Genomic DNA, 24,696 nt, shown 5'->3' with positions numbered 1-24,696 from the left:
CGGCGGCGGGTGGGGAACGGACGGGGTGTCCAAACTGCTGCCGCGCCGGTCCAAGGTGGCACCCGTTGAGCATCACTCCGCACTGCCGTGGCAGGAAATGGGCGCCTTCATGATTGCCTTGCGGGGCCAGCTGGCACGGCTGCTCGAGCGCTCGACTTCTGCATCCTGACCGCCACACGCACCGGGGAGACGATCGGCGCGCGGTGGTCCGAAGTGGACATGGACGCCGCGGTGTGGACGGTGCCAGCCGCCCGCATGAAGGCCGGGCGCGAGCATCGCGTGCCGCTGTCCGATGCCGCGCTCGCGGTCCTGCGGTCCATAGCACCGCTGCGCCCCGAGGCAGGGGACGACTACGTGTTTCCCGGCCGGGTGGCGGACAAGCCGCTCTCCTCCATGGCCATGCTCATGCTGCTGCGCCGCATGAAGCGAGGGGATCTGACAGTGCATGGCTTCCGCTCGGCCTTCCGCGACTGGTGCGAGGAAGCGACCAGCACGCCCCACGCGGTGTCCGAGGCCGCCCTGGCGCACACGATCGGGGACAAGGTGGAAGCCGCGTATCGGCGCGGCGACCTCTTTGCGAAGCGCGCGAAGCTGATGGCCGATTGGGCCGACTTCTGCGCCAAGGCGCCCGCTTCGGTAGTCGCGCTGCCCGTCGCGCAGGCCAGCGCTACCGGTTGATCGGTCCGCGCTGGGCCGGTTCCCCGCCACCCTGAGCGGCGGCGACGGGTGCTGAGACACCCGCCCCGTTAGTCGCCCTATCCGCTAGCCCCGTCATACGGGCAGCCTGGGACTGGCGTTGCGCGGCATCCATTCCTCCTCTCGGGAAGGCCGAGAGGACGACGACGCCGACGCTGATTGAGACTGCAAGAAGCACCGCCACGGTGGTGTGCGTCGTCAACACGCGAGCGATCAGGTAGACGCCGATCACTCCCATGCCACAGAAGATTAGCACCGTGAGGAGGGAGACGTGGTCGACCGGCATCAAATAGCACCCTCAAATGGGTCGGCGGCCCTGCCGCGAGCGTCCGCCGCGCGGCGTCCGCTTGGTCGCCGTCGAACAGCGCAGCGGGCACCCTGACATCCGCCGCCCGCTGTGCCTCCCTGCTATGCGTTGACATCTCGCTGAAGTGGGGCCGTTTCCGCAGGGGGAATGTTTTGAGGAGAGCGCCACTCCGGTTCCTGTCGGCCCTCCGGCATTGTCGCGGCACCTCGTTCCGGCAAAGTCCGTCAGCTAGTATGGTCTCGGCGGGGCTAGACTGGTCCCCGAAAGTCCGAACCGTCCGCGCCGGGTTGCTCCACTGACAGTCACGCGGAGCGCGCTGCGGAGGCATCGGTCGAGACGAGCGACACAAGCAGTCGCCTGCATGCTCTGGCACAGTACGATCCCGAGAAGGCACTGACTCGGCAAGCGGAGGAGCTTCGCGCGCGCATCGTCAAGGGACTTTCCGAGGAAGCGGCGCGGCGGATTTGGGATGCAGTCGGGCAAAAGCCCCCTGGCGGAATTCCAGGCAAGAAGACGTATGACGTCGCGTACCTCGTCGCGTACCTCGTCGCGTACTTCGACGTTCTCAACGGCCAGGAGCCGGGAAAGAAGCGCCGGACGCTGACTAAAAGGATCGCCGCTGAAGCGCACGCCAAAGCCCATCTAGTGTCCCGAGTCAGAAGTTCGTCGCGGCGAGGCGGTGATGGCGGGGCGACGGCTTCCCTCTTTGGGTTTGAGCGAGGCTGAGCGCGCCGAGTTGGCCTCGCTGGCCTCTCGGCGGCGGACGGCGCAGGCACTCGCGCTGCGGGCGCGGATCGTGCTCGCCTGCGCCGAGGGGGCCGAGAACCGAGCGGTGGCGGGCCAACTCGGGGTCTGCGCCGACACGGTGGGCAAGTGGCGACGGCGCTATCTGGAGCGGCGGTTGGGCGGCCTGCTGGACGAGCCGCGCTCCGGCGCGCCGCGCCGGATCGATGATATCCGGATCGAGGCGGTGGTGACCCGCACGCTCGAGAGCCTGCCGCCGGATGCGACGCACTGGAGTTCGCGCGGCATGGCCCGCGCGAGCGGGGTTTCGGTCTCGACGGTGCAGCGGATCTGGCGAGCTTTCGGCCTGCAGCCGCATCGGCTGGAGACCTTCAAGCTCTCCACCGACCCGGATTTCGTCGCCAAGGTGCGCGACGTGGTCGCCCTCTACATGGCGCCGCCCGAGCGCGCCCTGGTGCTGTGCGTGGACGAGAAGAGCCAGATCCAGGCGCTCGACCGCAGCCAGCCGATGCTGCCGCTTCGTCCCGGCCAGCCCGCCCGGCGCAGCCACGACTATACCCGCCACGGCACCACCAGCCTCTTCGCAGCCCTCGACGTCGCCACGGGGCAGGTGATCGGCAAGTGCTACCCCCGCCACCGCGCCGCCGAGTTCCGCCGCTTCCTCGACGAGATCGAGGCCGCCGTGCCGAAGGGGCTCGACGTCCACCTCGTGATGGACAACTACGCCACCCACAAGACGAAGCTGATCCGCGACTGGCTGGCCAAGCGACCGCGCTGGCACGTCCACCTCACGCCGACCTCGTCGAGTTGGATCAACCAGGTCGAGCGCTTCTTCGCCACCTTGACCGACAAGCAAATCCGCCGCGGCGTGCACCGTTCGGTCGCCGAACTCCAGGCCGCGATCGAGGGCTTCATCGCCGCACACAACGCCAGTCCCAAGCCCTTCCGCTGGACGCGCTCCGCCGCCGCTGCAGCCCCGGAATGCCAGCGGTGACGGATGTGACGGGTTTCCCTTTTCAGCCGTCCACGCGCGCATGCACGCGCGTAACGCTCGAAATGGAGAACCCGTCACACCCGTCACCGGGCACGCTGCGCTATCGGAGGCGTCCCTATGACGCCCGCCCTTGCCCGTCGGCTCGGCAAGGCGCTGCCGCTGCTCGGCAGTCCCGAGCATGGGGAGGCCTTGGCTGCGGCCCGCGCTGTCGGGCGCATCTTGGCCGCCGCCGGGATGGACTGGCACGCCTTCGCCGCGATGGTCGCAGCTGAGACGCAGCGGCAGGACACGCCCGCCTTCACCTTCGCGACCGCCAGCCGACGCGCAGCTCGGAAGGTGATGGCGCACCTGGCCCGCCAGCCCGGCACATCGCCCGCCGACATGGCCCGGCTCGAACGTCTGCGCGCCCGGTTGCTGGGCGCGAAGAAGCTGACCCTCAGCGCTGAGGAAATCGGATGGCTGGACGCGCTGTGGCGCGCAGACAATGGCACTGGAGAACCGGCATGACACAAGCTGAGACGACCGGAAAAACGCGCAAAAACGCGCGCGCACCCGCCCGCGCGCGAGGCGGCTGACGCATGTTCTGTCCTGCGCGTCAGGGTGCCCGAGGGCTCGGCGTCGCGCCGCCGGCCGGTGGTGCTTGTGGACGTGCAGATTGGCCCGGTGGTGCTGGCCGTGACCGTCGCGCGCCGACAGCGTCGCGGGTGGCTGCAAGTCCTGGTCCCCACGCTGCCAGGCATCAGCGAGCCCGCCGTAGAAATGACGGACGACCTCGCCGCTGCGGTGCATGAATTAGCGTTGGCTGCTGCCCGTGCCGATCCCGAGGCAGGGAGTCTGCTGCGGTGAAGGTCACAACGGAGAGCGGCGGCTATTTCCCCCACCGACGTGCCTAGCGCGGTTCACTACCGGTGAAGCCTCATCCAGAAGAGGTACGCTCTCGCCCGTTTGCATCGTTCTTTCCTGGCGTGCCTTGGCGTTAGCCTCCCCGCTCTAAGTGCGACCAGCAGCGCAGCTGCAGGCGGCGTGATGGGCCGCGAACTCTCTTATCCCTGCTGGCTGCGCGCCAAATGCGATTATAGCCGACAGGAGTGGAAGTAATGGCTGTTCTAGAGAAGCGTGTGGCGTCCGGAGCCGACGACGTCGAGCAGCGTGGCCACTCGATGTCCCTGAGCAGCACCGATCTCGAACTCATCCAGGACGGCACGACCGTCCAGCAGGTCGGGCTGCGGTTCACCGGCGTCGACATTCCCGTTGGCGCCAATATCACGCGCGCCTACATCCAGTTCACCGCCGACGAGGTGGGCTCGGCCTCAACCTCGCTCCTCATTCGCGGCGAGGACGTCAACGACGCCGCGGCCTTCACCACTGCCACGGACAATCTGTCCGCGCGCTCAGTGACGGACGCCTCCGCGGCCTGGAGCCCGCCGGCGTGGACGACGGTTGGCGCCGCGGGCTTGGCCCAGCAAACGCCGGACCTCTCGGCCGTTGTACAGGAGATCGTCGGCCGGTCCGGCTGGGCGGCGAGCAACGACATGGCCTTCATCTTCACCGGCTCGGGCACCCGCACAGCCGAAGCCTTCGAGGGCAGCGCCGCAGGGGCGCCGCTGCTCCACGTCGAGTGGACAGCCGGCGGGCCCAGCCCCCCGCTGACGGTGACGGTGGCGGACGGCACGCCCAGCCCGCAGATCGAAAGCACTTCGGCCACGATTGGCTTCACGATCAGCCTGTCCGCGCAGGCGACCGGCAACGTGCTCCTAACCTACAGCACGGTTAACGGCACTGCCACCGCCGGCAGCGATTTCACCGGCGCGACAGGCAAAACGGCGACGATCGCCGCGGGGCAGACGGGCACGACCATCGCCATCGGCCTGACCGACGACAATACGGCCGAGAGCAACGAGACGTTCAGGCTCAAGGTCGATCAGGCAACGCTGGATGGAGCGTCGCTCACAGTCACCAACCCCTCGGGCGGGACCGGCACCATCAAGGACGACGATACCTCTCCGCCGCCGAGCGGGAAGCCGAAAGTCGTCGCCATCCATTCAACGCACGACATCGGCAGCACGGACCCCTCAGGGCTGGCCTATGTGCCCGGAAAAGGTCTCTTCCTGTCCGACAGTGAAGTGGACGAGACGCCGTTCTCGCGACCTTTTAACCTGTTCCTGCTGCAAACTGACGCGACTCCCCGGGACCGGTTCAACCTGTCGAGCTTCACCAAGGAACCAACGGGCTTGGCCTACAATCCGAGCGATCGCCTGCTGTACGTATCGGACGACGACAAGTTCAAGGTCTTCTCGGTCGATCCGAATACCCCGGACGCGAGGCGCGGGGAGTTCCTGACCAAACCCCTCGGCGGCTCGGACCCCGAGGACCTGGCGGTCGACCCGAGCACCGGCAATCTATTCATCGTCAATGGGACGCCGCGCACCATCGTCGAGACCAACACCACGGGCACACAGGTCGTCTCGCAGATTTCGCTGCCGACCGTAATCTCGGACCCCGAGGCCCTGGTCTACGATGCCCAGCACGACCGGTTTCTCGTCGGCGGCGGCTTCAGCGCCAACATCTGGGTTGTCGACCGCGGCGGCCACATCTTGCAGACGATCGATCTCCTCAGCGCCTACCGGAACGAGGTGAGCGGCACGCGCACCCACGTCAAGGATCTGGAGTTCGCGCCGAGCAGCGATCCAAACGACGATCCTAACAAGATGAACCTCTACGTGGCCGATTACGGTAACAGCCATGTCGATGACGGTCGCCTGATCGAGGCGGCCGACCTCTTCGAGATCGACCTGGGGGCAGATCGGCTGATCGCCTAGAAACTGGCGGAAGAAATTGCCGCTTGCCGAGAATTCAGTTGCATCAGTGATTCGGCAGCCACCAGTCAGCCATGAAGACGGCGATCCGCTTCGCCTGGTCGGGCGGAAATACAAGTCGCACCATGCCAGTCTGCAGGGTGAGCTGGCATGCCGCTCGATCCCGGCAAAGCGGCAGCACGGCCACGAGCTCGTGGCCCGTATCCGAGCGAGCCGTCATGGACATCGGAAGCAAGTACCGAGGACGGCGAGGCAGCATGCCGGTAGCGTACGCCCCTCTGGAGAACAAAATAAGAACTAGTTGGCTTTGGCGGAGAGCGCACCACGCCTAGTGGTCTGATCGGGTTGATGGTTCCCGCGGCGCGGCTATCGACAAGGAGTGCCGCGTTGCGCTCACGCGGGGTCGGCTTCGATCACCGACAACGGACAGGGTATGGGGACGATCCGAGTGAGCCTCAGACCTGCCTGAGCCAGAAGCTCGCGGAACTCCCCCTCGGTCCGCTCCCGTCCGCCCGGGTTAAGCATCATGTTGATATCGTGGATGAACCGCCCCGGCGTGAGGATGTCGGAAGGATCGATGCGTTCGGGCAGGATGCGCTCGATCACCAGCAGCCGCGCGCCCTCGCCCATCGCAGCGCGAACCGTGCGCAGGATGGCGAGCGCCTCGGCGTCCTCCCAGTCGTGGAGCACGCCTTTCAGCACGTAGGCGTCGGCGCCCGCCGGCACTGCGGCAAACGCGTCGCCGCCGACGGATTCGTAACGGTCCGAGAGCCCGGCCTCCGCGATGCGGGCGCGGGCGGCGTCGGCCACGTGCGGCAAGTCGAACAGGGTCGCGCGCATGCCCGGATGGCGCGCGAGCACGGGCATGAGCAGCGAGCCGTTCCCGCCGCCCACGTCCACGATCCAGCGGTGATCGCCGAACGGGTAGTTCGCGATCAGCGCGCCGTTCGCACCCTCAGTGAGGCTCTGCATCGCCGCGTCGAACAGCCTCGCCGCCTCCGGGTGCTGCGCGAGGCGAGTCCACTTGTCCACGCCGAAGATGTGCCGGTAGGCGTGCTCGCCGGTCTTCACGGCATGGGTCAGCGCCTCCCAGGCCTTGCCTTGGTCGTCGCCGAAGCAGAGGAGCACCCACGGCCGCATCGACCCGGGCACGTCGCTCTGCAGCGTCGCCCCGAGCGGCGTGAGCGCGTAGCGGCGGTCCTCGTCCTCGCGCAGCACGCCGATCGCGGCGAGGGCGCGGAGCAGGCGGGCGAGCGAGGGCGCGTGCGAGGCGGTGGCGACGGCGAGGGACCCCGCGTCACGCAGCCCTTCGGCCAGATGGTCCGCAATGCGGAGTTCGGCGGCCGTGTGCACCATGCGCGCCGCCCAGGCGCCGGTGATCAGGCGCATCATGGCGCCGGAGGCGTCGAGGTCTGGGCTGCCGGTCCGCTCTGATTGCGGCATAGGGCATCCTCCCCACGGTCGCGGCTACGCCAGCAGTATGGTGCCTTCGTTCGTTGCAGCCGCTGAAGCTACGACCCGCTCGGTCCGTGCTTCAAGCCCGGCGTGCGCGCGGTTGGAAGGTGGCAAGCCGGAAGGCCCGGCCGCTATCGCCGGATATGGCCTTTCCTCACCGCTCTCCTGCTAAGCTGGCGTAGCAATGCACCGCTCGTTCCCTGTCGCGCTTGTTGCCGGCATTGTAGCCGCGCCGTTCCATGCCGGAGCCCGCCGCCGGCGGGAGCCAGCCCGCGGGCGGCCCGCGCCGGCTCGCTCTGCGTGAGCGTCCGTGAAATCAGGGTCAATGCGCAACGAGCGCAATGACCACGACCCGGGGATCCCGAAGGATGCCGGGCAGAACGTGAAACCGAGGCAGTTCGGCCTCTCCGCCGTCCGCGCGGCGCCCGAGCCCACAGGCGACCTGCTCCGCAGCAGGGCCTGTACGCTCCCTCGCACCGCCCCGCAGCGCTGCGCTGATTTCGGCGTCGCTACCGGGAAGACAGGACGTTCACGAAAAACTGGGCTGCTCGGGAACGCATCGATGGGGAGAGCAATCTTGCGCGGCCATGCTCGCTGACGCTCACTTCCCTGCGGCATTAGCTGCGCCGGCATTAGTGACCGAGACGGGGGAGGGCGGCTTGACCAGCTGGCCGGCGAGACCAAGCCGACGATCGGGCGACCGGTGATGCTGAACTTGCTGGGGGCGCGGGGCGTCCCGTCGTGCCGCCACTCCTCATCGCTAGGGAGTGCGCGCTGATCGAGGTGACGGCGCAGTTGTTCCGCACGAAGCACCAGCTGCCGGAGGAGGTCCCGTGGTGAGCGAACAGGAGAGGGAAGACGCACGGACCGCACGCGCCCATGACGCGGCGCGGCTGGCGAAGGCCCATGAACTGCTGGCCGAGGAGGAGGCGCGCGCCATGGAGACGGCGCGACACCATCTGCGGCAAGATCCTGGCGCTCCCTTCTACGTCGAGGCGTCGCGGCGCGACGAGGTCGAGGGCTCCGACAACATGGTCGGCGTCAAGATCATTGTCTTCTCCCTGACGAAGGAGATGGCGGACGAGATTGGAGAGAAGGGCGCTCCCTGACGCCCCTCCCCCTTTCGCGTGACTTGCGACCCGGTCACGAGCGCAGGCTACGTCTACGTCGCGTGACCGATGGCGAGGGCCGCCGTGCGGAACACTGCGGCGGTGCCCTCGACGGCGATCTTCCTCAACTCGTAGACGACCGATGTCGCGGGTCGCGTGCTCCCGGGCCGAAATCCGTGATCCACGTTCGCGCGGACACCCGGCTAAGCGAAGCAAGGTGACGGACAGCGCGCTGTAGCCGGCCATCAAGCCCACCACCGCCGGCGCTGCCGCCTCCGCCTGCGAAGCACAATCGCGCGTCGCGCCTCCAGTTCCCGCGCTGCCTGCTCGTCCGCTCTCTTCCTGGCCTCGGCCTCGGCCGCCCATCGCGCATCGCGCATTGCGACGGCCTCGTCGGTGATGCTGCAGATCCTCTCGCCTCGCGCCCCATGCTGCCGGCCGTTGAGATCTGCGGCTACCGCTGCCGCCTCGCCCGCCGTCGCGAACTCCTGCGACAGGCGCCATGCCGCGACGCCCCCGCCGCGCGCGCGCACCTCGCGGTTCTTCTCGACCCGCCAGACGACACGCCCGGCGTGCACCGCAGGCGTCGCCTGCCAGACACTCGACATCACGATCATCGCCGCTGGTCCCTCTCCGCACGCCATGCATCGCGAGCGGAGAGGCCCCGCTTCGTTGCCGATCTCGTCGGCCACATCCCGCGATGTCTCGCGGACCCACCTTGCGAAGCGCAGGTTGGTGCGGGGCTCGCGCCCCGGCTCTCGATGCGATGCCTAGTTTAGCAGGGAGATGCGGCTGTGCCTACGGCGACGCCGCAGCCCGCCAGTTCCTCGCTCGCCTTGCTGACTAGGTGCGGGACAACTCCCCTATGGAGTTCATGAAGGGGGGATGTCCTGCACCTCGACCGAGGGACTGTACGGCCGCCGAGCGGTGCCGGCGGCGTCCACACCCTGAGACTTCGAAAAACGCGCGCGCCCCCAACCGCGCGCGCGAGGGCGCCGACGCATGTTCTGTCCTGCGCGTCTGGGTGCCCGAGGGCTCGGCACAACGCCGCCGGCCGGTGGTGCTTGTTGACGTGCAGATTGGCCAAGTGGTGCTGGCTGTAACCGTCGCGCGGCGCCAGCGTCGGGGGTGGCTGCAAGTCGTGTTCCCGACGCTACCGGGCATCAATGAGCCGGCAGTGGACATGCCGGACGACTTGGCCGAAGCGGTGCATGCGCCGCTGGCATTAGCGAGCGCACCCGAGCCCGCAGATGTCGATGGAAGTGCCGCGCCGCAGCCTCCCAGTCCATTTGGCCGCCTTTCAGCATCGCCCGCATCTCGGCGCGGTGCGTGCGCATCCAGGCCTCGAGGCTGCTGCGGCGCAGCTCCTTCTCGATCGCGCGTCGGAAGCGCTCATGCAGTGTGCAGGGCTTCGGCGGCACGCCAGCGTAACGCCTGCGCGGCGGCTCGGTGCCTTGGTGGCCTTCACAGGTGATTGCGGAATGCGAACTGACTCGGTGTTGCCGCGTATCGGTTTCGCGGGCCGGGAGAGCGACTGTGCGCTCGTCCTCGGATGCTTCGGGTGGAGGCCCGCGCGCTCCCCTCAGCCCCGCTGACCTCTGCCCTGGTCAGCGGGGCCTTCTTGCAGCGCGGACCAATGCGCGACTCAACTGCTATGTTGTGGACCCGTTTGTGGACTTCGCGGGTGTCTGGATTTAACGGATTGATTTCGCTAGGCTTCTGGCGGACGGGGTGGGATTCGAACCCACGGTGGGCTTGCACCCACGGCGGTTTTCAAGACCGCTGCCTTAAACCACTCGGCCACCCGTCCAGCGCCGCGGGGCAGCGGTCGCACGGGCGGGACCGCGCATCAAGTCCGACGGCGCCGGCGGCACCGCGCCGGGCGGCAGCGCCGCGATCTCCTCGCTCAGCGCCTGGCAGAGCAGAGTCGCGCCCTGCCGGTCGGCCAGGGCCAGGCCCGCCATCAGCTCGCGCCCGGCCTCCGTCGCGTCGCCCCCGCGCGCCAGGACCAGCCGCGCGGCCAGGCGGTGATACTCGCCGCCGAAGCGCACATCGCCGAGCTCCATGATCGGGCGCACACGGGCCAGCGTCTCCGCCGCCTCGTCCAGGGCGCCGGCGCCGAGGCAGGCCTCGGCGTGCAGCAGGTACCACCAGCTCCCGAAGGCGCGCGCGGCGACTAGCGCCTCGACGCCGCGGCGGGCGATCGGCAGGCCGGACGCGCTGTCGCCCTCGCGGCAGAGCAGCACGCCGTCGAAGAGGTCGCGGTAGCCGATCCAGTTGGGCAGCGCGTGGGCGGCGGTCAGCGTTTCCAACAGCCGGGTCTGCCGTCGTGCCTCCGTGTCTCGCCGCAGCAGGCAGGCATGCAGGATCGCGAAGGCCAGAACGTGGCATTCGTCGTGCACGCGGCCGGATTGACGCGTCCAATCGCGCGCCTTCTCGCGCCAGGTCGCGGCATCCTCGGTCTCGCCGCGCAGCGTGTGCACCTCGCTCAGCCCCAGCAGGACGAAGGCGGTATGGTCGGAATGGCTGCCGCGCATCGCCTCGGCGTGCCGCGCGGGGTCGAACAGCGCCATGAAGGCGCGGTAGTGCCGGAGCGCATCGTGCAGGTCGCCATAGAAGAGCGAGGAGGTCCCGCACATGCGGTGCGCCACCAGGCGATGCTCGACCTCCTCGAGCGTCGTGGCGGCCAGCACATGGCGCGCGAAGTCGCGGCTGGCACGGACCTTGTTGGCGGCGCCGAGCTGCACCCAGCGTGCCTGCATCGCGGGCATCAGCCGCGCGGGGCCGCCCAGCCGCTCGGCGAGCGCGACCGCGCGTTCGGTCTCGGCGCCCGCATCGTCAGCCAGATAGCCCTCGGCGCAGATCAGCGCGCCGATCAGGCTGAGCCGGAGGTCGAGCTCGCGCTCGTCGCGCGCGGCGCCGGGCTCCGTCGCCTCGGTCGCCTCGAGCCCCTGGCGGAAGAAGCCCACGGCCTCGGCATAGGCCGAGCGGCGGAAGGCGTCGCGGCCGGCGCGGGTCCATTCCAGCGCCGCCTTGTCGGGCTCACCGGCGGCCTGGCGCTGCATCGCCATCATCTGGGGCTGGGCGCGGGCGATGGCGGGGAAGCGGGCCTCCAGCGTATCGGCGATGCTTGCGTGCAGCGCCGCGGCCTCCTCGGCCGGCAGCAGGCGGTAGATGGCGTCGCGGACGAGGGTGTGGCGGAAGCGCAGCGCGTCCCCGAAGGGGCCGGTGGTGGGAGCGAGGATGCCCGTGCCGACCAGCTCCTCCACCCCCGCCTCGGCCTCGGCTTCGGGCAGGCCGGACAGGCCGGCGAGCAGGGCGCGCGGGAAGCTCCTGCCGATCGCTGCGGCGATGCCGGCCAGCGCCCCGCCGCGCGGCAGCGGCGCGAGCCGCGCCCGCAGCGCCTCGTCCAGCGTGGGAAAGACCGGCCCGGTGCCGCCGGCGTCGAGGTAGCCGCGCACCAGTTCCTCGGCGAGCAGCGGCAGGCCCTGCGAACCGGCGGCCAGCGCGGCGAGCGCCTCGGGCGGCAGCGTCGCCCCACCGACGACGGCCGCGACCAGCGCCTCGAGCGCGGCGGCGTGGAGGCGGCCGAGCGGCAGCACCGCGCCGGCGGGCGGCGCCAGCCAGGCCGGCACGGGGCCGGGCAGGGCGGTGGCGAGCAGCGTGACGCCGCGCGCGGCGAGCTGCGGCATCAGGCCCTGCATCAGCTCCGCGCTGGAGGGATCGAGCCACTGCACGTCCTCGACCACGATCGCGCCGCGCCGCGCGCCGAGCGTGCCGAGGATCTCGCCGAGCAGGTGCATCAGTTGCGCCCGCTCGCCCGGCGGCGGGGCGCCGGCTTCCTCGCCCGAGTCGCCCTCGAGCAGCGCGGCGGCGAGCGCGAAATTGCCCTTCGTGGCGCCGGCGGTGGCGGCGAGCAGCGTCTCGATCTTCGCGCGCCGCGCCGCAGCGTCGTCCTCGGGCCGCAGTCCCGCCTCGCGCGCCAGCGCCAGGCGGATCGTGTGGAAGGGGCTGCGCGTCGCGAAGGGCGAGGCGTGCAGCTCCAGCGCCGGGGAAGCCAGCGCCTCCTCGATCAGGCGCGACTTGCCGATGCCGGGCTCGCCCCGGATCAGCAGCGCCGCGGGCGTCCCCGCCTCGCACGCCAGCGCCGCCCGCAGCTGCGCGAGTTCCGCGGCGCGGCCGACGAAGGGCGTCGGGGGCGGCGCGCCGGCCAAGGTCAGAGCGCCGGCCGGCGCAGCATGGCGCCGCCCGTCGGATCGATCGGCCTGGCCAGCGCCTCGGCCAGGCCCGGCGGCAGGGCGCCCTCGGCACCGGGTTGCGGCACTGCCTGCGCGAAGTCGAAGAAGCGGGCGGGATCGTATTTCCGCTTCACCAGGGCGAGGCCCTGCACCGCATCGCCCCAGTAGTTCCGCGTGTAGTCCGGGACGTTGATGCTGGCATAGTTTTGGTAGACGCCTTCGTTCCAGACGGTCTGCATGAGGTGGGTCCATCCGTTCAGGAAGGCCTCGGCCGCCAGGCGGTCCTTGGGCGCATACCAGAACACGTCCAGCACCGCGTTATACAGCACATCGCGGTGCACGAAGGCGCTGTCCGCGGCGGGATAGCGCTCGATCGCGCCGCCATAGAGCTCGAGGTACATGTAGGCCATGGTGTTGTTGGCCTGGCCCGTGAAGAAGGTCAGGATCTCGACCCACTTCGCCTTGTCGAGCGGCTTCGCGACATAGCGCGAGGCCTTGTCCTCGTTCGGCATGCCCATCCCGTCGGGGATGATCGGCTGGTCCTGCGGATTGCCGAGCAGCGCGTCGAGCACCTCCGAGTAGCCGCCCGTCATCGTCCACTGATGCACCGCGCCCGGCAGGGCGAGGAGCGGTGCCGCGATCGCGGGCACCGCGGCGGGATCGCCGATCCAGAGACCGCGGATGGTCAGCACGCAGACCGGCTTCGGCAATGGCGGCTGGTTCGGATCGATGATGCTCTGCCAGACCATCAGCGCCTGCAGGTTCAGCTTCGGCCCATAGGGATTGTCGCGCATGTAGCGGGACTGCAGCAGCATCAGCGCGTCGGCGGCGCGGGCGATGTCCTCCGCCGTCTCCATCTTCCATGCCAGCGCGAAGCCCGTGACGTCGCCGAGCGCATAGAGCCGGTAGGTCACGCTGAGCAGCACGCCGAAATTGCCGCCCGTGCCGCCGCGCATCGCCCACCAGAGGTCGCGATTTGTCGTCGGGTTCGCGACGACCACGCGCCCGTCGCCGAGCAGCACGCGCATGGCGACGACGTTGTCGCAGTTCATGCCGAAGGTCGTGGAGGTGAAGCCGAGGCCGCCGCCCTGCACGAAGCCGCCGACGCAGACATCCTCGCACTCACCGGCCGGGACGTGCAGCCCATAGGCCGCGAGGATCTTGTTGAGCCTGCCGAAATCGCAGCCCGCACCCACCTCGGCCTGCATCGCCGCGGTGTCCACGCGGACGGCATCCATCCCCTTCACGTCGATGAGGATGCCGAATCCGGCGGAGAAGCCCGCCGTGCAATGCCCGCCCGAGCGCAGCGTGAAGGGCAGCCTCGCCGCACGCGCGAGGTCGAGCGCGACCGCCACGTCGAGCTCTGACAGGCAGAACACGATCAGGCTCGGCATCGGGTTGAAGACCGGGTTGAACAGCAGCCGGTCCTGGTCATAGGTCGGGTCGCCCGGCAGCACGACATGGCCGGTGATCGCGGCCTTCAGCTTCTTCAGCGTGTCGGCGGTGATGCCGAAGCGGTCGAGCCCGCCGGTGCCGCGGCGATCCACTTCCTCGAAGAAGGCGGCGTCGCGCACGCGCCGCCGCGAATAGGCCTTCGGCATGGTATCCCCCGTTCTGGCGGCGCGGCCGTGCCGCTGGCCGCTGCTCTTCGCTTGCGGCGCCGCAACACTTGCCTGCGACCGCGCCGGCTACAAGGGGTGGCGACCCCTCTGCGTTTGCCCCCTCCGCCCCGGCTGTGGCATCCCACGCGCATGGTCCTGACCCGGCGACTCGCCGTCTCCGCCACGATCGCCTTGCTGGCGCCGCCGGCCATGGCCGCCACGCAGAGCTTCGATGCCTTCCTCCAAGGCGTCCGCGCCGAGGCGCGCCGGCAGGGCGTGTCCGACGCCATCCTGAACCGCGCCCTGAACGGGCTGCGCCCGAACGAGCGCGTGCTGGAGCTCGACCGCCGCCAGCCGGAATTCACCCAGACCTGGGAACAGTACCGCGACGCCCGCCTTTCGCAGGCCCGCATCGACGGCGGCCGCCGCGCCTTCGCCGAGAACCGCGCGACGCTGGAAGCCGTGCAGGCGCGCTTCCGCGTCTCGGCCCGCGTGGTCGTCGCGATCTGGGGGCTCGAGACCAACTACGGCGGCTTCACCGGCAACTTCAACATCATCGAATCCCTCGCGACGCTCGCCTGGGACGGGCGGCGGTCGGCCTATTTCCGCGCCGAGCTGCTGGCCGCGCTGCGCATCCTGCAGGGCGGGCACGTCACGCCGGAGCGGATGCGCGGCTCCTGGGCCGGCGCGATGGGGCATCCGCAGTTCATGCCGTCCAACTTCGACCGGCTGGCCGTGGACATGGACGGCGACGGAAGGCGCGACATATGGGGCTCGATCCCCGACGCGCTCGCTTCCATCGCCAATTACCTCGCCCGCTCGGGCTGGCGGGAGGATGAGCCCTGGGGCCGCGAGGTCGTACTGCCCGCCGGCTTCAATCAAGAGGATGCGCGGCGCGAGAACACCAGGCCGCTGCGCGACTGGGTGCGCATGGGCGTGCGGCGGCCCGACGGCTCGGCGTTGCCGGGGCTCGACATCGAGGCCGCCATCATCATCCCGGGCGCACCGGGCGGCCAGGCCTTCGTGATCTACCCGAACTTTAACGTCATCCGGCGCTACAACCCGTCCAACTTCTATGCGCTGGCCGTCGGCCTGCTGTCCGACCGGGTCGCCTGAGCGCGACGATGCGCGTCCGGGCGGCGCTTCTCCTGCTCGTGCTGGCGGGCTGCGCGCAGCAGGGCGGCCCGCCGCCGCGCTACCTCGTCGGCAGCCCCTACCAGCTCGCCGGCACCTGGTCCTATCCGCGCGAGGATTTCGCGCTGGTGCAGACGGGGCTGGCCAGCGTCGCGGCCACGCCGGACGGACGCCGGACCGCGAATGGCGAGAGCTGGGACGCCTCGGCCATGATGGCGGCCCACCGGACCCTGCAATTGCCGGCGGTGGTCAGGGTGACCAACCTCGAGAACGGGCTCGAGACCGAGGTGCGCGTGAACGACCGCGGCCCCGCCAATCCGGGACGCGTCATCGACCTTTCACGCCGGGCGGCCGAGTTGCTGCAGATCCGCGGCGCCGCGCAGGTCCGCATCGCCGTCGTGCCGGAGGCGAGCCGCGCCCTCGCCGGCAACCTGCCGAACCCCGAGGCGCCGCGCGTGCAGGTCGCGGCCGCCCCGGTCGGCGCCGTGATGCGGGAGGACCTCGCCCCGCCGCCTGGCGCCAGCCAGGCCGCGTCGGTCCGACAGGCCCGCCCGCTGCCCTCGGCCGGCCCGGCCGCCGCGGCGGCGGGGCCAGCCGCCTCCGCGGTGCCCGACCGGCTGCCCGAACGCGTCACGCGCGGCGCGCCGCAGCCCGGGCGGCTCTTCATCGAGACCGCGACCTTCAGCACCCGCGCCCTGGCCGACCAGCAGGCCGCGCGGGTCGGCGGCGGGGTGGAGGCCTTCGGCCCGCCGGGGCGGCAGTCCTTCCGCGTGCGGATCGGGCCCCTGCAAAATGTAACGGAGGCTGACCGCACGCTTGAGCGGACGCTGCGCGCCGGCGTATCCGAGGCCCGCATCCTGGTGGAGTGAGGCCGCGGAGTCGCGGACGCGCCGGGAAGGGGGGCACCATGCGCCGTCGAGACCTGATGCTGTCCGCCGCCGGGGTGACCGTGGCCGCCCCCGCCCTTGCCCAGCCGCGCCCGCCGCAGCAGCAGGCGCGTCCGCAGCGCCAGCCCGCCGGCCCGCCCATGACGCCGTCCCAGACCCCGCTCGGCCCGGTGGACACCGTCGCGCGCCAGGCGCTGCTGGTGGACTTCGACACCGACGCCGTCCTGCTGTCCAAGAACGCGGATGAGCGGATGCCGCCGTCGTCCATGTCGAAGCTGATGACGATGTATGTCGTCTTCGACCTGCTGAAGGCCGGCCGGCTGCGCATGGACCAGACCATGCCGGTCAGCGAGCGCGCCTGGCGCATGGGCGGGTCCAAGATGTTCGTCCAGATCGGCACCCAGGTCAGCGTGGAGAACCTGGTCCGCGGCGTGATCGTGCAGTCCGGCAACGACGCCTGCATCGTGCTGGCCGAGGGGATCAGCGGGTCGGAGCAGCAATTCGCCGACCTCATGAACGAGACGGGCCGCCGCATCGGGCTGCGCAACAGCACCTTCCGCAACTCGACGGGCTGGCCCGACCCCGAGCATCGCGTCACCGCGCGCGACCTCGCGACGCTGGCGCGGCGCATCATCCTCGACCACGCGGAATACTACCGGATCTACAACGAGCGCAGCTTCCGCTACAACGACATCACGCAGGAGAACCGGAACCCCACGCTGTCGCGCGTCGCCGGCGCCGACGGGCTCAAGACCGGCCATACCGAGGAAGCGGGCTATGGCCTGACCGCCAGCGCGGTGCGCGGCGGGCGGCGGCTGATCCTCGTGATCAATGGCCTGCCGACCATGCGCGCCCGCGCCGAGGAGAGCGAGCGCCTGCTGGAATGGGGCTTCCGCGAGTTCGACAACGTCGTGCTGTTCCGCTCCGCCGAGACGGTGGAGGAGGTGCCGGTCTATCTGGGTGAGCGGCCGAGCGTGCCGCTGGTCGCGGGGAGGGACCTGATCGTCACGCTGCCCAGGCAGTGGCGGCGCGGCATCCAGGCCCGCGTGCGCTACGACAGCCCGGTGCCGGCGCCGGTCGCGAAGGGGCAGGAGCTCGGCAGGCTCATGATTTCGGGCCAGGGCGTGCCGGAGATGGAGGTCGCGCTGATCGCCGGCGCCGATGTGGACCGCCTCGGCCTGCTGCCGCGCATCCCCGCGGTGATCGGGCGCTGGTTCGGGTCGTGAGCGCATGAGCGCCGCCGCGCGCGGCCGCTTCATCACCTTCGAGGGCGGCGAGGGCGGCGGCAAGTCCACCCAGGTGCGCCGGCTCGCCGCGCACTTGTCGGAACGCGGCGTCCCCGTGGTGCTCACCCGCGAGCCCGGCGGCTCCGCCGGCGCCGAGGCGATCCGCGCCGTGCTGCTCAACGGCCAGGGCTTCGACCCCATCGCCGAGGCGATGCTGATGTTCGCCGCGCGCCGCGAGCATGTCGTTGCCACCATCCGCCCGGCACTCGACGCGGGCATGTGGGTGATCTCCGACCGCTTCGCGGATTCCACGCGGGCCTACCAGTGCCATGGCCAGGGCGTGCCGGGCGAGGTCTATCGCCGGCTCGCGGACCTCGCGCTGGAGGGCCTCACGCCCGACCTGACGCTGATCCTCGACCTGCCGCCCGAGGCCGGCATGGCGCGCGCCGCGTCGCGCGGTGTGGCGGCGGACCGCTACGAACGGCTGGATGCCGGCTTCCATGCACGGGTCCGCGCGGGCTTCCTCGCGATCGCGGCCGCGGAGCCCGCGCGCTGCGTGGTGCTGGATGCGAGCCGCGATGCCGATGCGGTGTTCGCCGATGTCGTGAAGGAAGTCGCGGTGCGCCTGGGCTGACCTACCGGCCCCACTGCCATTCCCAGTTCAGCCCCACGCGATTCCCGCGGCTGCTGTCGCCGGTCTCGGCCTCCAGCCGCATCCGCGGCGTGAGGTCCACGCGCACGCCGACGCTGCTCGAACCGGGCTGCGTGCCCTGCTTCACCCCGACATAGACGCCGTCCGCGACATAGCGCCCGGCCTCCAGCGTCGCGCCGGCGCGTTCCTCCTGCGTGCTGTTGCGACCCGCGCTCTCGTTGTTGCCGCCGACGGCCAGGCGATCGAGGCCGAAGCCCTGGCGCAGCCGATCCAGGAACCCGGTCGCGGCATCGCCGCCCGGCAGGCCCGTCGCACCCGCCGCGGCCGCCGCGATCTGCGCGATCTCCAGCGGCGAGAGGTCGCGCAGCGGCCGGTCGAACAGCAGGCGCGCCAGGATCTCGTCCTGCGGCAGTTCGGGCGTCGAGCTGAAGGCGATCACCGGCTGCGTCGCGGGACCCGTCACCTCGACGCGCGCGCTGACCTGGCCGGCCTGGCTGGTCGCGCGGAAATCGAGGTCGGGGATCACGCCGCCATGCCAGTCGAGCCGCCCGCGATCGAAGGTCAGGCGCCGCCCGACCACCGCGATGTCGCCGCGACGCATGGCGAGCTGCCCGGTGATCTGCGGCGCCGCGACGGTGCCGCCGATGTCGAGCTTACCGCCGAGCTCCGCATCGAGCCCGCGTCCTCGCACATAGACCTGGCGGTCCGCCTCCACCGCGATCGCGAGCGCGACCGGCGGGCCGGCGCCCGGATCGGCCGCCGCGGGCGCGGGATCGGCGATGATCGTCGCGCCGTTGCGCGGCGTCCCGCGCTGGATGACGGGCTCGAGCGTGCGCGTGCCGCCGCCGAGCTTCTCCGGCACGCGGATCTCGGCGCGGCGTATGCGCACCGTCCCGGCCAGCCTGGCGTCCTGCAGCACGCGCCCGGCCAGGCGAAGATCGGCATCCACCGTGGCGCGCACGATGTCCGACGAGACGGGCTGCGCATTCGTCGCGGTGAGCTGGATGTCAACGGGCAGGAACGGCGCGAGCGGTTCCACCGAGCCCGCGAGCGCCAGCCGCCCTTCGCCGGTCGTGCGGCCATTCAGGTCGAGCCTGAGCCGCGGCCCGTCCGGCCGCAGCGTGCCGGAGAGGTCGGTGACCGCGACGCCCGTCACGGCGTTGCGGTAGCTGCCCTGCGCGAGCCGCGCGTCGCCGCCGAAGTTCGGTGCCGCGGGCGTGCCGTTCGCGCGCAGCCCGAGCACGAGGCGCCCGGTCACGCGGTCCGCGCCGGCGGCGAGCAGCGGCGATGTCAGTGGGCCGAGGTCGAGATTGCCGTCCAGCGTCGCCTCGAAGGGCGCGGCCGCGGAGGGCCCGCGCGGGAAGCGCGCGGTCGCGGCCAGGCGCTGTTGCGGGCCGATGGTGAGGTTCATGGCAGCGGTGACGGCACCGTCGCCGGCGCGCTTCGCTTCCAGGCGCAGCTCGCCCGCGGGCAGGCCGCGAGCGGCGGGGTTGCCGCTGCGCAGGCCCGTGCCGCGCAGAGTGGCGGTGACCTCGGGCGATGCCGTGGGACCGGTGACGCGGAACTCGCCGGTGATCGTGCCGGCGGGCTGCGCCTCGGGGATCAGCGCGGCGAAGGCGGCGAGGTCGAGGGCCGAGAGCGTCGCGCGGATGTCGGCGGTCCCGGGCCCCCAGCGTCCTTCCGCGCGCAGCGTGCCGCTGCGGGGCAGGGCGATGGTCGTCATCCCGATCTCGACCGCGCCGTCCGGCTTCAGCGTGACGGTGGCGGGCGAGGCCAGCCGCACCGTCTCGTTGAAGCCGGTCGCGCGCAGCGCGGCGAGGTCGAGGCGCCGCGCGCCGTTCTGCTGCGTCACCCTGCCGCGCGCTTCCGCCGTGACGTCCTGCGCCGTGCCGGAGAGCGTGAAGTCCAGCGCATCCAGCGTGCCCTCGACATGGGCCTTGACATCGCGCGCGGTGACGCCCTCCGCCGCCAGGCGCGGCACGTCGAGCACGGCGTTGACCGCCTGCACGCCGTCGCGCAGCTCGCCGCGCGCTTCCAGCCGGATGCTGCCGGCGAGCGGCCGCCCGGCCAGGCGCGCGAAGGGCGCGAGGTCCGCAACCTCCAGCTTCGCGCTGCCTTCCGCGCGCAGCCCCGCGGGGTCCACGCGCCCGGTGGCGTCGAGCTTCGCCGGGCCGAGGCGCAGCAGCGCCTCCCGCAGAGTGATCCAGCCATCGGCCTCCGGCGTCGCGCGCACCGCGATGTCCAGCGGCAGGTCGTCGAGCCGGCCGGTCCCGCTCGCCTCGATGTCGGGCCGCGTCGCGGGATTGGCGATGCGCGCGTCGAGCGCCAGCGCCTCGACGGCCAGGCCGGGGATCTCCAGCTTCTCCGACCGCAGCGACAGCGTGAGCGTCGGGTCGGCCATCGCGCCGCGCGCGGTGCCGCGCAGCGCGAGCGCGCCGGAGAGGTTCGGCACGGCGCGGTCCGGCGCGGCGATGTCGGCGGAGAAGGTCACGTCGAGCGTGTCGCCGACGCGGCCCGCGGCCTCCGCGCGCAGCGCCTGGCCCGTGACCTCGGCGCGCTCGAGGCGGTCGGGCAGCGCCGCGCGCAGCGTCATGCGCGGCGAGGCGCCGAGCAGGGCCGCGACCTGTGGGCTGGAGGAGCGGAAGGCGGTCGGCGCGGCATCGAGCGCGAGGCGCGGCGCGTCGAGCCGGCCGGTGAGGCGCACCTCCGCCTCCACCGCGTCCCAGGCGGCGACATCGGGGACCAGGGCGCCGAAGGTCGCGGACGGCGCCAGCGACAGGCGCGCAGTCAGCGCGTTGCGGTCGCGCTCGGCATCGAGCGTGCCGCTGGCCTCCACCGTGCCGGCGCGCCCCGCGACGCGCAGCCTGCGCAGCGTGACCAGGCCGTCGGCACTGCGCGACGCCTCCAGCGCGACATCGAGCGGCCCGGCGAGCGGCGCGAGCGTCGCGTCCAGCAGCCCCGACGCGTCCACGCGGCCTTCGATCCGCGCGGCGTAACGCGAGGTGTCGGGCGCGGAGACCGTGCCGGCGATGTCGGCGCCAAGCCCGTCGCCGGCCGACGCCTTCAGCGCGAGCGCCGCGTTCTCCGCCGGGCCGTCCAGCGAGAGATCGAGCGACAGCGGCCGCTCGTCGAGCCCCGCCAGTCGCGACAGCGGCCCGCCGGCCTCGCCGCGCAGCGTCGCGTGCGCGGTCAGCCGGCCGGTCGCCGGGCGTAGCGTCGCATCGAGCGCCAGCGAGGTCGCGCCCTGCAGCGACGCCGCGTCCAGCGTCGCGGTGACGCCCTCGGCATCCAGCGCCGCGCTCCCGGCGAGGCGGAGCGCGAGCGGCACGCCGGCGACGGCTTCGCCGATCTCGATCGCGCCGACATCCAGGCGATCGACACGCAGCGCCAGCGGCAGCCGGGGGATCTGCGGGATCAGCGGGCCGGGCGGCGAGGGCTCCGCGGGAGCCTCGCCCTCCGGCAGGCGATGCAGCGCGACGCGGCGCGCGGCGATAGTCTCGACCTGCAGCGCGCCGCGCAGCAGCGCGCGCGGGTCCCAGGCGATGCGCGCATCCTCGAGTTCCAGCCAGACGCCGCGCTCGTCGGCCATGGTGACGCGCGTGACGCCGGGGCGGCCGGGCAGGGGACCCTGCAGCCCCTCGATCGTCAGCCCCGGCACGAAGGACATGGCGAGACGCGCGATCGCGTCCCGCCCCGGCGCGGTATTGGCGCCGACCAGCACGCCGGCGAGCAGCAGCACCGGCAGCAGCAGCACCACGCCGAGCAGCGTGGCGAGGCGGCGCATGCGCCGCTCAGAAGGCCTGGCCGAGGCCGACATAGAAGGCGTAGCTGGCATCGCCAGGCTGCGGGTTGAGCGGCACGCCGACATCGAGGCGCAGCGGCCCGATCGCGGTCGCGTAGCGGAAGCCGAGGCCCGCGCCGTAGCGCATGTCCTGCAGGCTCGGCGCTTCGCGGTTCGTCACGGAGCCCGCGTCGAGGAAGCCGACCAGCCCGATCGGCCCGCTGATGCGCTGGCGGAGTTCGAAGGACGCCTCGACCAGGCTCAGGCCGCCGGTCGGCTGGTTCGCGGCATTGCGCGGCCCGATGGACTGGTAGGTGTAGCCGCGCACCGAGCCGCCGCCGCCGGCATAGAAGCGCTTGTCCAGCGGGATGTTGGCGGTGTCGCCGACCACGCTGCCGACGGAGCCGCGCAGCGCGACGACCGAGCCCCCGCCGCCGGTGATGTCGAGGTAGGTCCGCGCCGTGCCCTGCATCCGCACGAAGCCGCCGCCATCGGCGAGATCGGCATAGGGCGTCGCGGCGAGATCGAGCCGCCAGCCCCGCGTGGGATCGAGCAGCGAGTTCGTGTTGTCGTAACGCGCCGCGGTGACCAGGCCGGCCAGCGTGTAGGGCGACAGCGTGTCCTCGGTCAGGCCGATGCGTCCGGTCTCGAAGATCGGGCCGGCGCGCAGCAGCCAGCGCTCGCCGAGCCGGCGCTCGAAAATCAGGGAAACGACGAAGGCGTCGCGGTCATAGGCCTCCAGCCTTTCGCGCGTGACATAGGTGTCGGCGACGACAGCGGTCTGGCCGTCGAAGAGGCCGGGGCGACGCAGGTTGGCGCCGACGCGGTAGTTGGCGGTGGCGATCCCGCCTTCCCCGATGCGGGAGATCTCGGCCTCCAGGCGCAGCGTCTCCGCATTGCCGAAGAGGTTGCGGCGTTCGTAGTAGGTGCGGGCGGAGGCGCCGAAGCTCGTCTCGTAGGCCAGGTTGATGCCGGCGGCGTTGCGGGGGCGATCGGTGACGGAGAAGGTGGTGGGCAGCCGCCCCGCCTCGTCCAGCCGGTCGGCCGCGCGGGCGCGCACCGCGTCGAAGGCGCCGAGCGCCTGCACGTCGCGCCGCGCGCGTTCCAGTCGCTGCGGCGAGTAGGGCTGGCCTTCCAACCGCGCCGCCGCCACGCGCTCGATCAGCGCGCGGTTGACCTGGGTGTCGCCCTCCACGGTCGGGCGCGCGAAATCCGCGCGCGGGCCGGGCGCCAGCGTCCAGATGACGTCCATCCTCTGCGCGTCGTGGTCCACGACCACCTCGCGGTCGGCCACGGCCGCCAGCGGATGGCCGGCGCGCAGCAGGTCGTCCTTCAGCGCGGCCTCGGCATCCAGCACGGCGTCGGCCCGGGCGGGCTCGCCGGGGCGGAGGCCGGCGGGCTCGGGAAGGCGGGCGAGCGCGGCGGCGTCGGCCTCGGTCGCGGGGCGGACGGCGATGCGCCGCAGCGTGTAGCGCGGGCCGGGATCCACCCGGATCTCGACCGGCACCGGGGCACGGCCGGCGAGCCGCTCCGCCAGGCCCGGGGTGCCGGCGGGCTCGCCGGCGATCGTCACCGTGATGCGTGGGGCCCACCAGCCCTCCGACCGCAGCACCTCCTCGAGCCGGCGCGGATCGGCCTCGGCGCGGGCGACCAGGCCATTGGCATCCACCGGGGCGTCGCGCGCGAGGGCGATCAATTGCGAGGCATCGCGCAGCTTCGTATCGAGCCCGCCCTCCCCCGTGGGGACCAGCGTGGTGGCATAGTCGAGCTCCTGCGCCGCCACGGGACAGGCGAGCAGCAGCAGCAGGGCCAGGATCGCCGGGCGCAGCATCATGCCAGGGTATGGAGCCTGACGCGCGGAAGGGCTACCACTGATGGCATGGATGACAGCCTCGCCGAGACGCTCACCGCCTGGCGTCGCCACCTGCATGCCAATCCCGGCCTCACCCTGCGCGAGGAAGGCACGGCAGCCTTCGTGGTGCGGAAGTTGCGCGAGATGGGCGTTGCGGAGATCGCGGAGGGCGTTGGCGGCCATGGCGTGGTCGCAACGCTTCGGCGCGGCGACAGTAACCGCAGCGTCGGGCTGCGCGGCGACATGGACGCGCTGCCGATCGAGGAGGCGAACACCGACCTGCCCTGGCGCTCCACGGTTCCCGGCGTGATGCATGCCTGCGGGCATGACGGGCATACGACCGCGCTGCTGGGCGCGGCGAAGCTGCTGCTGGACGACACCGCCTGGAACGGCACGGTGCGCCTGGTGTTCCAGCCCGCGGAGGAAGGCGGCGGCGGGGCGCTGGCGATGATCGCCGACGGGCTCTTCGAACGCTTCCCGATGGAGCGCATCTTCGGCTGGCACAACTGGCCCGGCCTGCCCGCGGGCACCATCGCCGTGCACGAGAAGGCGGTGATGGCGGCCGGGACGCGCTTCGAGATCGTCTTCGACGGCCATGCCTCCCACGCCGCGCTGCCGCATCTCTCGCGCGATCCCATGCTGGCGGCGGGCCATTGCATCGTGGCGCTGCAGAGCGTGGTGGCGCGCAATCTCGACCCGCTGGCCGGCGGCGTGGTGTCCGTGACGGTGGTCGAGGGCGGCGAGGCGCAGAACCAGATCCCCCGCCGGGTCAAGTTGAAGGGCACGGCGCGCTGGATCGACGACGCGGCGGGCGAGTCGATCAAGGAGGCGCTGCACCGCATCGGGCAGGGGACGGCGGCGACTTTCGGGGTGCAGGCCGCGGTGTCCTGGGGCCCCGGCGTGCAGGTCACCGCGAACCACCCCGCCGACCGCGAGATGGCCGCCGAGGCCGGGGCGCTGGTCGCCCCGGTCCGGCGCGACGTGAAGCCGGCCATGACGGGCGAGGATTTCTCCTGGTTCCTCAAGAAGATACCGGGCGCCTTTGTGTGGATCGGCAACGGGCCGGCCGAGGACGGCAGGGAACTCCATCACCCCGGCTACGACTTCAACGACGCGGTCCTTCCGGTCGCAAGCGGCTTCCTCGCCGAGGTCGCGAAGAAGGCGCTCCGCGCGGGGTGAACTTTACGACTTTAGCATTTTAGGC

Annotated in this window: 19 protein-coding genes, 1 tRNA gene and 1 riboswitch; of the genes, 12 read left to right on the top strand and 8 right to left on the bottom strand. The window is 71.6% G+C overall.

Annotated elements, in window-relative coordinates:
• Positions 1-25 precede the first annotated feature (25 nt).
• Together ACLF3M_RS23015 and ACLF3M_RS23010 are read left to right on the top strand one after the other, a co-directional pair.
• The gene (locus ACLF3M_RS23015) at positions 26-169 is read left to right on the top strand and encodes a hypothetical protein (RefSeq protein WP_430659431.1); all 144 of its coding nucleotides are present in this window, start codon (positions 26-28) and stop codon (positions 167-169) included.
• Positions 163-678, top strand: coding sequence for a tyrosine-type recombinase/integrase (locus ACLF3M_RS23010; RefSeq protein WP_430659427.1), 516 nt, complete (start codon positions 163-165; stop codon positions 676-678). Before ACLF3M_RS23015 ends, ACLF3M_RS23010 begins: the two co-directional genes overlap by 7 nt.
• On the opposite strand, the gene ACLF3M_RS23005 is transcribed toward ACLF3M_RS23010, so the two are convergent.
• Positions 668-982: a hypothetical protein gene (locus ACLF3M_RS23005; protein WP_430659324.1), complete on the bottom strand. Its 315-nt coding sequence runs from the start codon at positions 980-982 to the stop codon at positions 668-670. The two genes, ACLF3M_RS23010 and ACLF3M_RS23005, sit on opposite strands and share 11 nt — an antisense overlap.
• 703 nt (positions 983-1,685) lie before the next feature.
• Between ACLF3M_RS23005 and ACLF3M_RS23000 the strand changes: the two genes are divergently transcribed.
• From ACLF3M_RS23000 to ACLF3M_RS22985, 4 genes are all read left to right on the top strand, one after another.
• Positions 1,686-2,741 carry an IS630 family transposase gene (locus ACLF3M_RS23000; RefSeq protein ID WP_430659323.1) on the top strand — a complete coding sequence of 352 codons (1,056 nt, stop codon included), beginning with the start codon at positions 1,686-1,688 and terminating at the stop codon, positions 2,739-2,741.
• Between the two features lie 117 nt (positions 2,742-2,858).
• Positions 2,859-3,248 (top strand): hypothetical protein, encoded by a 390-nt coding sequence (locus tag ACLF3M_RS22995; protein WP_430659322.1) that lies wholly within the window; start codon positions 2,859-2,861, stop codon positions 3,246-3,248.
• A gap of 93 nt (positions 3,249-3,341) precedes the next feature.
• On the top strand, positions 3,342-3,587 hold the full coding sequence (locus tag ACLF3M_RS22990; protein ID WP_430659321.1) for a hypothetical protein: 246 nt from the start codon (positions 3,342-3,344) through the stop codon (positions 3,585-3,587).
• A gap of 251 nt (positions 3,588-3,838) precedes the next feature.
• Positions 3,839-5,560: a Calx-beta domain-containing protein gene (locus ACLF3M_RS22985; protein WP_430659320.1), complete on the top strand. Its 1,722-nt coding sequence runs from the start codon at positions 3,839-3,841 to the stop codon at positions 5,558-5,560.
• A 390-nt stretch (positions 5,561-5,950) separates the two neighbouring features.
• Here the strand turns inward: ACLF3M_RS22985 and ACLF3M_RS22980 are convergent, their stop codons facing one another.
• The gene (locus ACLF3M_RS22980) at positions 5,951-7,000 is read right to left on the bottom strand and encodes a methyltransferase (protein WP_430659319.1); all 1,050 of its coding nucleotides are present in this window, start codon (positions 6,998-7,000) and stop codon (positions 5,951-5,953) included.
• 848 nt (positions 7,001-7,848) lie between these two features.
• On the opposite strand from ACLF3M_RS22980, the gene ACLF3M_RS22975 reads away from it, so the two are divergent.
• A complete protein-coding gene (locus tag ACLF3M_RS22975) occupies positions 7,849-8,121 on the top strand; it encodes a hypothetical protein (RefSeq protein ID WP_430659318.1) in 273 nt (90 codons plus the stop codon).
• Positions 8,122-8,366: 245 nt separating this feature from the next.
• Here ACLF3M_RS22975 and ACLF3M_RS22970 read toward each other — a convergent pair whose 3' ends face one another.
• The 4 genes from ACLF3M_RS22970 to ACLF3M_RS22955 form a co-directional block, all read right to left on the bottom strand.
• Positions 8,367-8,738: a hypothetical protein gene (locus tag ACLF3M_RS22970; RefSeq protein WP_430659317.1), complete on the bottom strand. Its 372-nt coding sequence runs from the start codon at positions 8,736-8,738 to the stop codon at positions 8,367-8,369.
• Positions 8,739-8,779: 41 nt separating this feature from the next.
• Positions 8,780-8,891: riboswitch (SAM-I-IV-variant riboswitch) on the bottom strand.
• Between the two features lie 950 nt (positions 8,892-9,841).
• A tRNA-Ser gene (locus ACLF3M_RS22965) sits at positions 9,842-9,931 on the bottom strand.
• Positions 9,909-12,335 (bottom strand): ATP-binding protein, encoded by a 2,427-nt coding sequence (locus tag ACLF3M_RS22960; RefSeq protein ID WP_430659316.1) that lies wholly within the window; start codon positions 12,333-12,335, stop codon positions 9,909-9,911. Before ACLF3M_RS22960 ends, ACLF3M_RS22965 begins: the two co-directional genes overlap by 23 nt.
• 2 nt (positions 12,336-12,337) lie before the next feature.
• Positions 12,338-13,960 carry an FAD-binding protein gene (locus ACLF3M_RS22955; RefSeq protein ID WP_430659315.1) on the bottom strand — a complete coding sequence of 541 codons (1,623 nt, stop codon included), beginning with the start codon at positions 13,958-13,960 and terminating at the stop codon, positions 12,338-12,340.
• 150 nt (positions 13,961-14,110) lie between these two features.
• On the opposite strand from ACLF3M_RS22955, the gene ACLF3M_RS22950 reads away from it, so the two are divergent.
• From ACLF3M_RS22950 to tmk, 4 genes are read left to right on the top strand one after another with little or no spacing between them, the layout of a single operon-like run.
• Positions 14,111-15,076 (top strand): lytic murein transglycosylase, encoded by a 966-nt coding sequence (locus ACLF3M_RS22950; protein WP_430659314.1) that lies wholly within the window; start codon positions 14,111-14,113, stop codon positions 15,074-15,076.
• 8 nt (positions 15,077-15,084) lie between these two features.
• Entirely contained in the window at positions 15,085-15,963 is an 879-nt protein-coding gene (locus ACLF3M_RS22945) for a septal ring lytic transglycosylase RlpA family protein (protein ID WP_430659313.1), read from the top strand.
• A gap of 38 nt (positions 15,964-16,001) precedes the next feature.
• The gene (locus ACLF3M_RS22940; RefSeq protein WP_430659312.1) at positions 16,002-17,207 is read left to right on the top strand and encodes a D-alanyl-D-alanine carboxypeptidase family protein; all 1,206 of its coding nucleotides are present in this window, start codon (positions 16,002-16,004) and stop codon (positions 17,205-17,207) included.
• 4 nt (positions 17,208-17,211) lie between these two features.
• Entirely contained in the window at positions 17,212-17,841 is a 630-nt protein-coding gene (gene tmk, locus ACLF3M_RS22935) for a dTMP kinase (protein WP_430659311.1), read from the top strand.
• Position 17,842: 1 nt separating this feature from the next.
• Here the strand turns inward: tmk and ACLF3M_RS22930 are convergent, their stop codons facing one another.
• Positions 17,843-21,643, bottom strand: a complete 3,801-nt coding sequence (locus ACLF3M_RS22930) for a translocation/assembly module TamB domain-containing protein (protein ID WP_430659310.1) — start codon at positions 21,641-21,643, stop codon at positions 17,843-17,845.
• 7 nt (positions 21,644-21,650) lie between these two features.
• On the bottom strand, positions 21,651-23,474 hold the full coding sequence (locus tag ACLF3M_RS22925) for an autotransporter assembly complex protein TamA (protein WP_430659309.1): 1,824 nt from the start codon (positions 23,472-23,474) through the stop codon (positions 21,651-21,653).
• Positions 23,475-23,519: 45 nt separating this feature from the next.
• Between ACLF3M_RS22925 and ACLF3M_RS22920 the strand changes: the two genes are divergently transcribed.
• On the top strand, positions 23,520-24,671 hold the full coding sequence (locus tag ACLF3M_RS22920; RefSeq protein WP_430659308.1) for an amidohydrolase: 1,152 nt from the start codon (positions 23,520-23,522) through the stop codon (positions 24,669-24,671).
• Positions 24,672-24,696 lie beyond the last annotated feature (25 nt).

Origin of the sequence: Falsiroseomonas sp. HW251 (genome assembly GCF_050563545.1) — a bacterium.
GTDB lineage: Bacteria > Pseudomonadota > Alphaproteobacteria > Acetobacterales > Acetobacteraceae > Falsiroseomonas.
Note: the sequence above shows the minus strand (reverse complement) of the source record. Positions and strands in the feature narration are given on the sequence as shown.

Coding starts and splice junctions, on each gene's coding strand:
- ACLF3M_RS22970 (WP_430659317.1), bottom strand. CDS start 8,738: ATGATCGTGATGTCGAGTGTCTGGCAGGCGACGCCTGCGGTGCACGCC.
- tmk (WP_430659311.1), top strand. CDS start 17,212: ATGAGCGCCGCCGCGCGCGGCCGCTTCATCACCTTCGAGGGCGGCGAG.
- ACLF3M_RS22945 (WP_430659313.1), top strand. CDS start 15,085: ATGCGCGTCCGGGCGGCGCTTCTCCTGCTCGTGCTGGCGGGCTGCGCG.
- ACLF3M_RS22920 (WP_430659308.1), top strand. CDS start 23,520: ATGGATGACAGCCTCGCCGAGACGCTCACCGCCTGGCGTCGCCACCTG.
- ACLF3M_RS22950 (WP_430659314.1), top strand. CDS start 14,111: ATGGTCCTGACCCGGCGACTCGCCGTCTCCGCCACGATCGCCTTGCTG.
- ACLF3M_RS23005 (WP_430659324.1), bottom strand. CDS start 982: ATGCCGGTCGACCACGTCTCCCTCCTCACGGTGCTAATCTTCTGTGGC.
- ACLF3M_RS22995 (WP_430659322.1), top strand. CDS start 2,859: ATGACGCCCGCCCTTGCCCGTCGGCTCGGCAAGGCGCTGCCGCTGCTC.
- ACLF3M_RS22925 (WP_430659309.1), bottom strand. CDS start 23,474: ATGATGCTGCGCCCGGCGATCCTGGCCCTGCTGCTGCTGCTCGCCTGT.
- ACLF3M_RS22980 (WP_430659319.1), bottom strand. CDS start 7,000: ATGCCGCAATCAGAGCGGACCGGCAGCCCAGACCTCGACGCCTCCGGC.
- ACLF3M_RS22985 (WP_430659320.1), top strand. CDS start 3,839: ATGGCTGTTCTAGAGAAGCGTGTGGCGTCCGGAGCCGACGACGTCGAG.
- ACLF3M_RS23000 (WP_430659323.1), top strand. CDS start 1,686: ATGGCGGGGCGACGGCTTCCCTCTTTGGGTTTGAGCGAGGCTGAGCGC.
- ACLF3M_RS22940 (WP_430659312.1), top strand. CDS start 16,002: ATGCGCCGTCGAGACCTGATGCTGTCCGCCGCCGGGGTGACCGTGGCC.
- ACLF3M_RS22930 (WP_430659310.1), bottom strand. CDS start 21,643: ATGCGCCGCCTCGCCACGCTGCTCGGCGTGGTGCTGCTGCTGCCGGTG.
- ACLF3M_RS22955 (WP_430659315.1), bottom strand. CDS start 13,960: ATGCCGAAGGCCTATTCGCGGCGGCGCGTGCGCGACGCCGCCTTCTTC.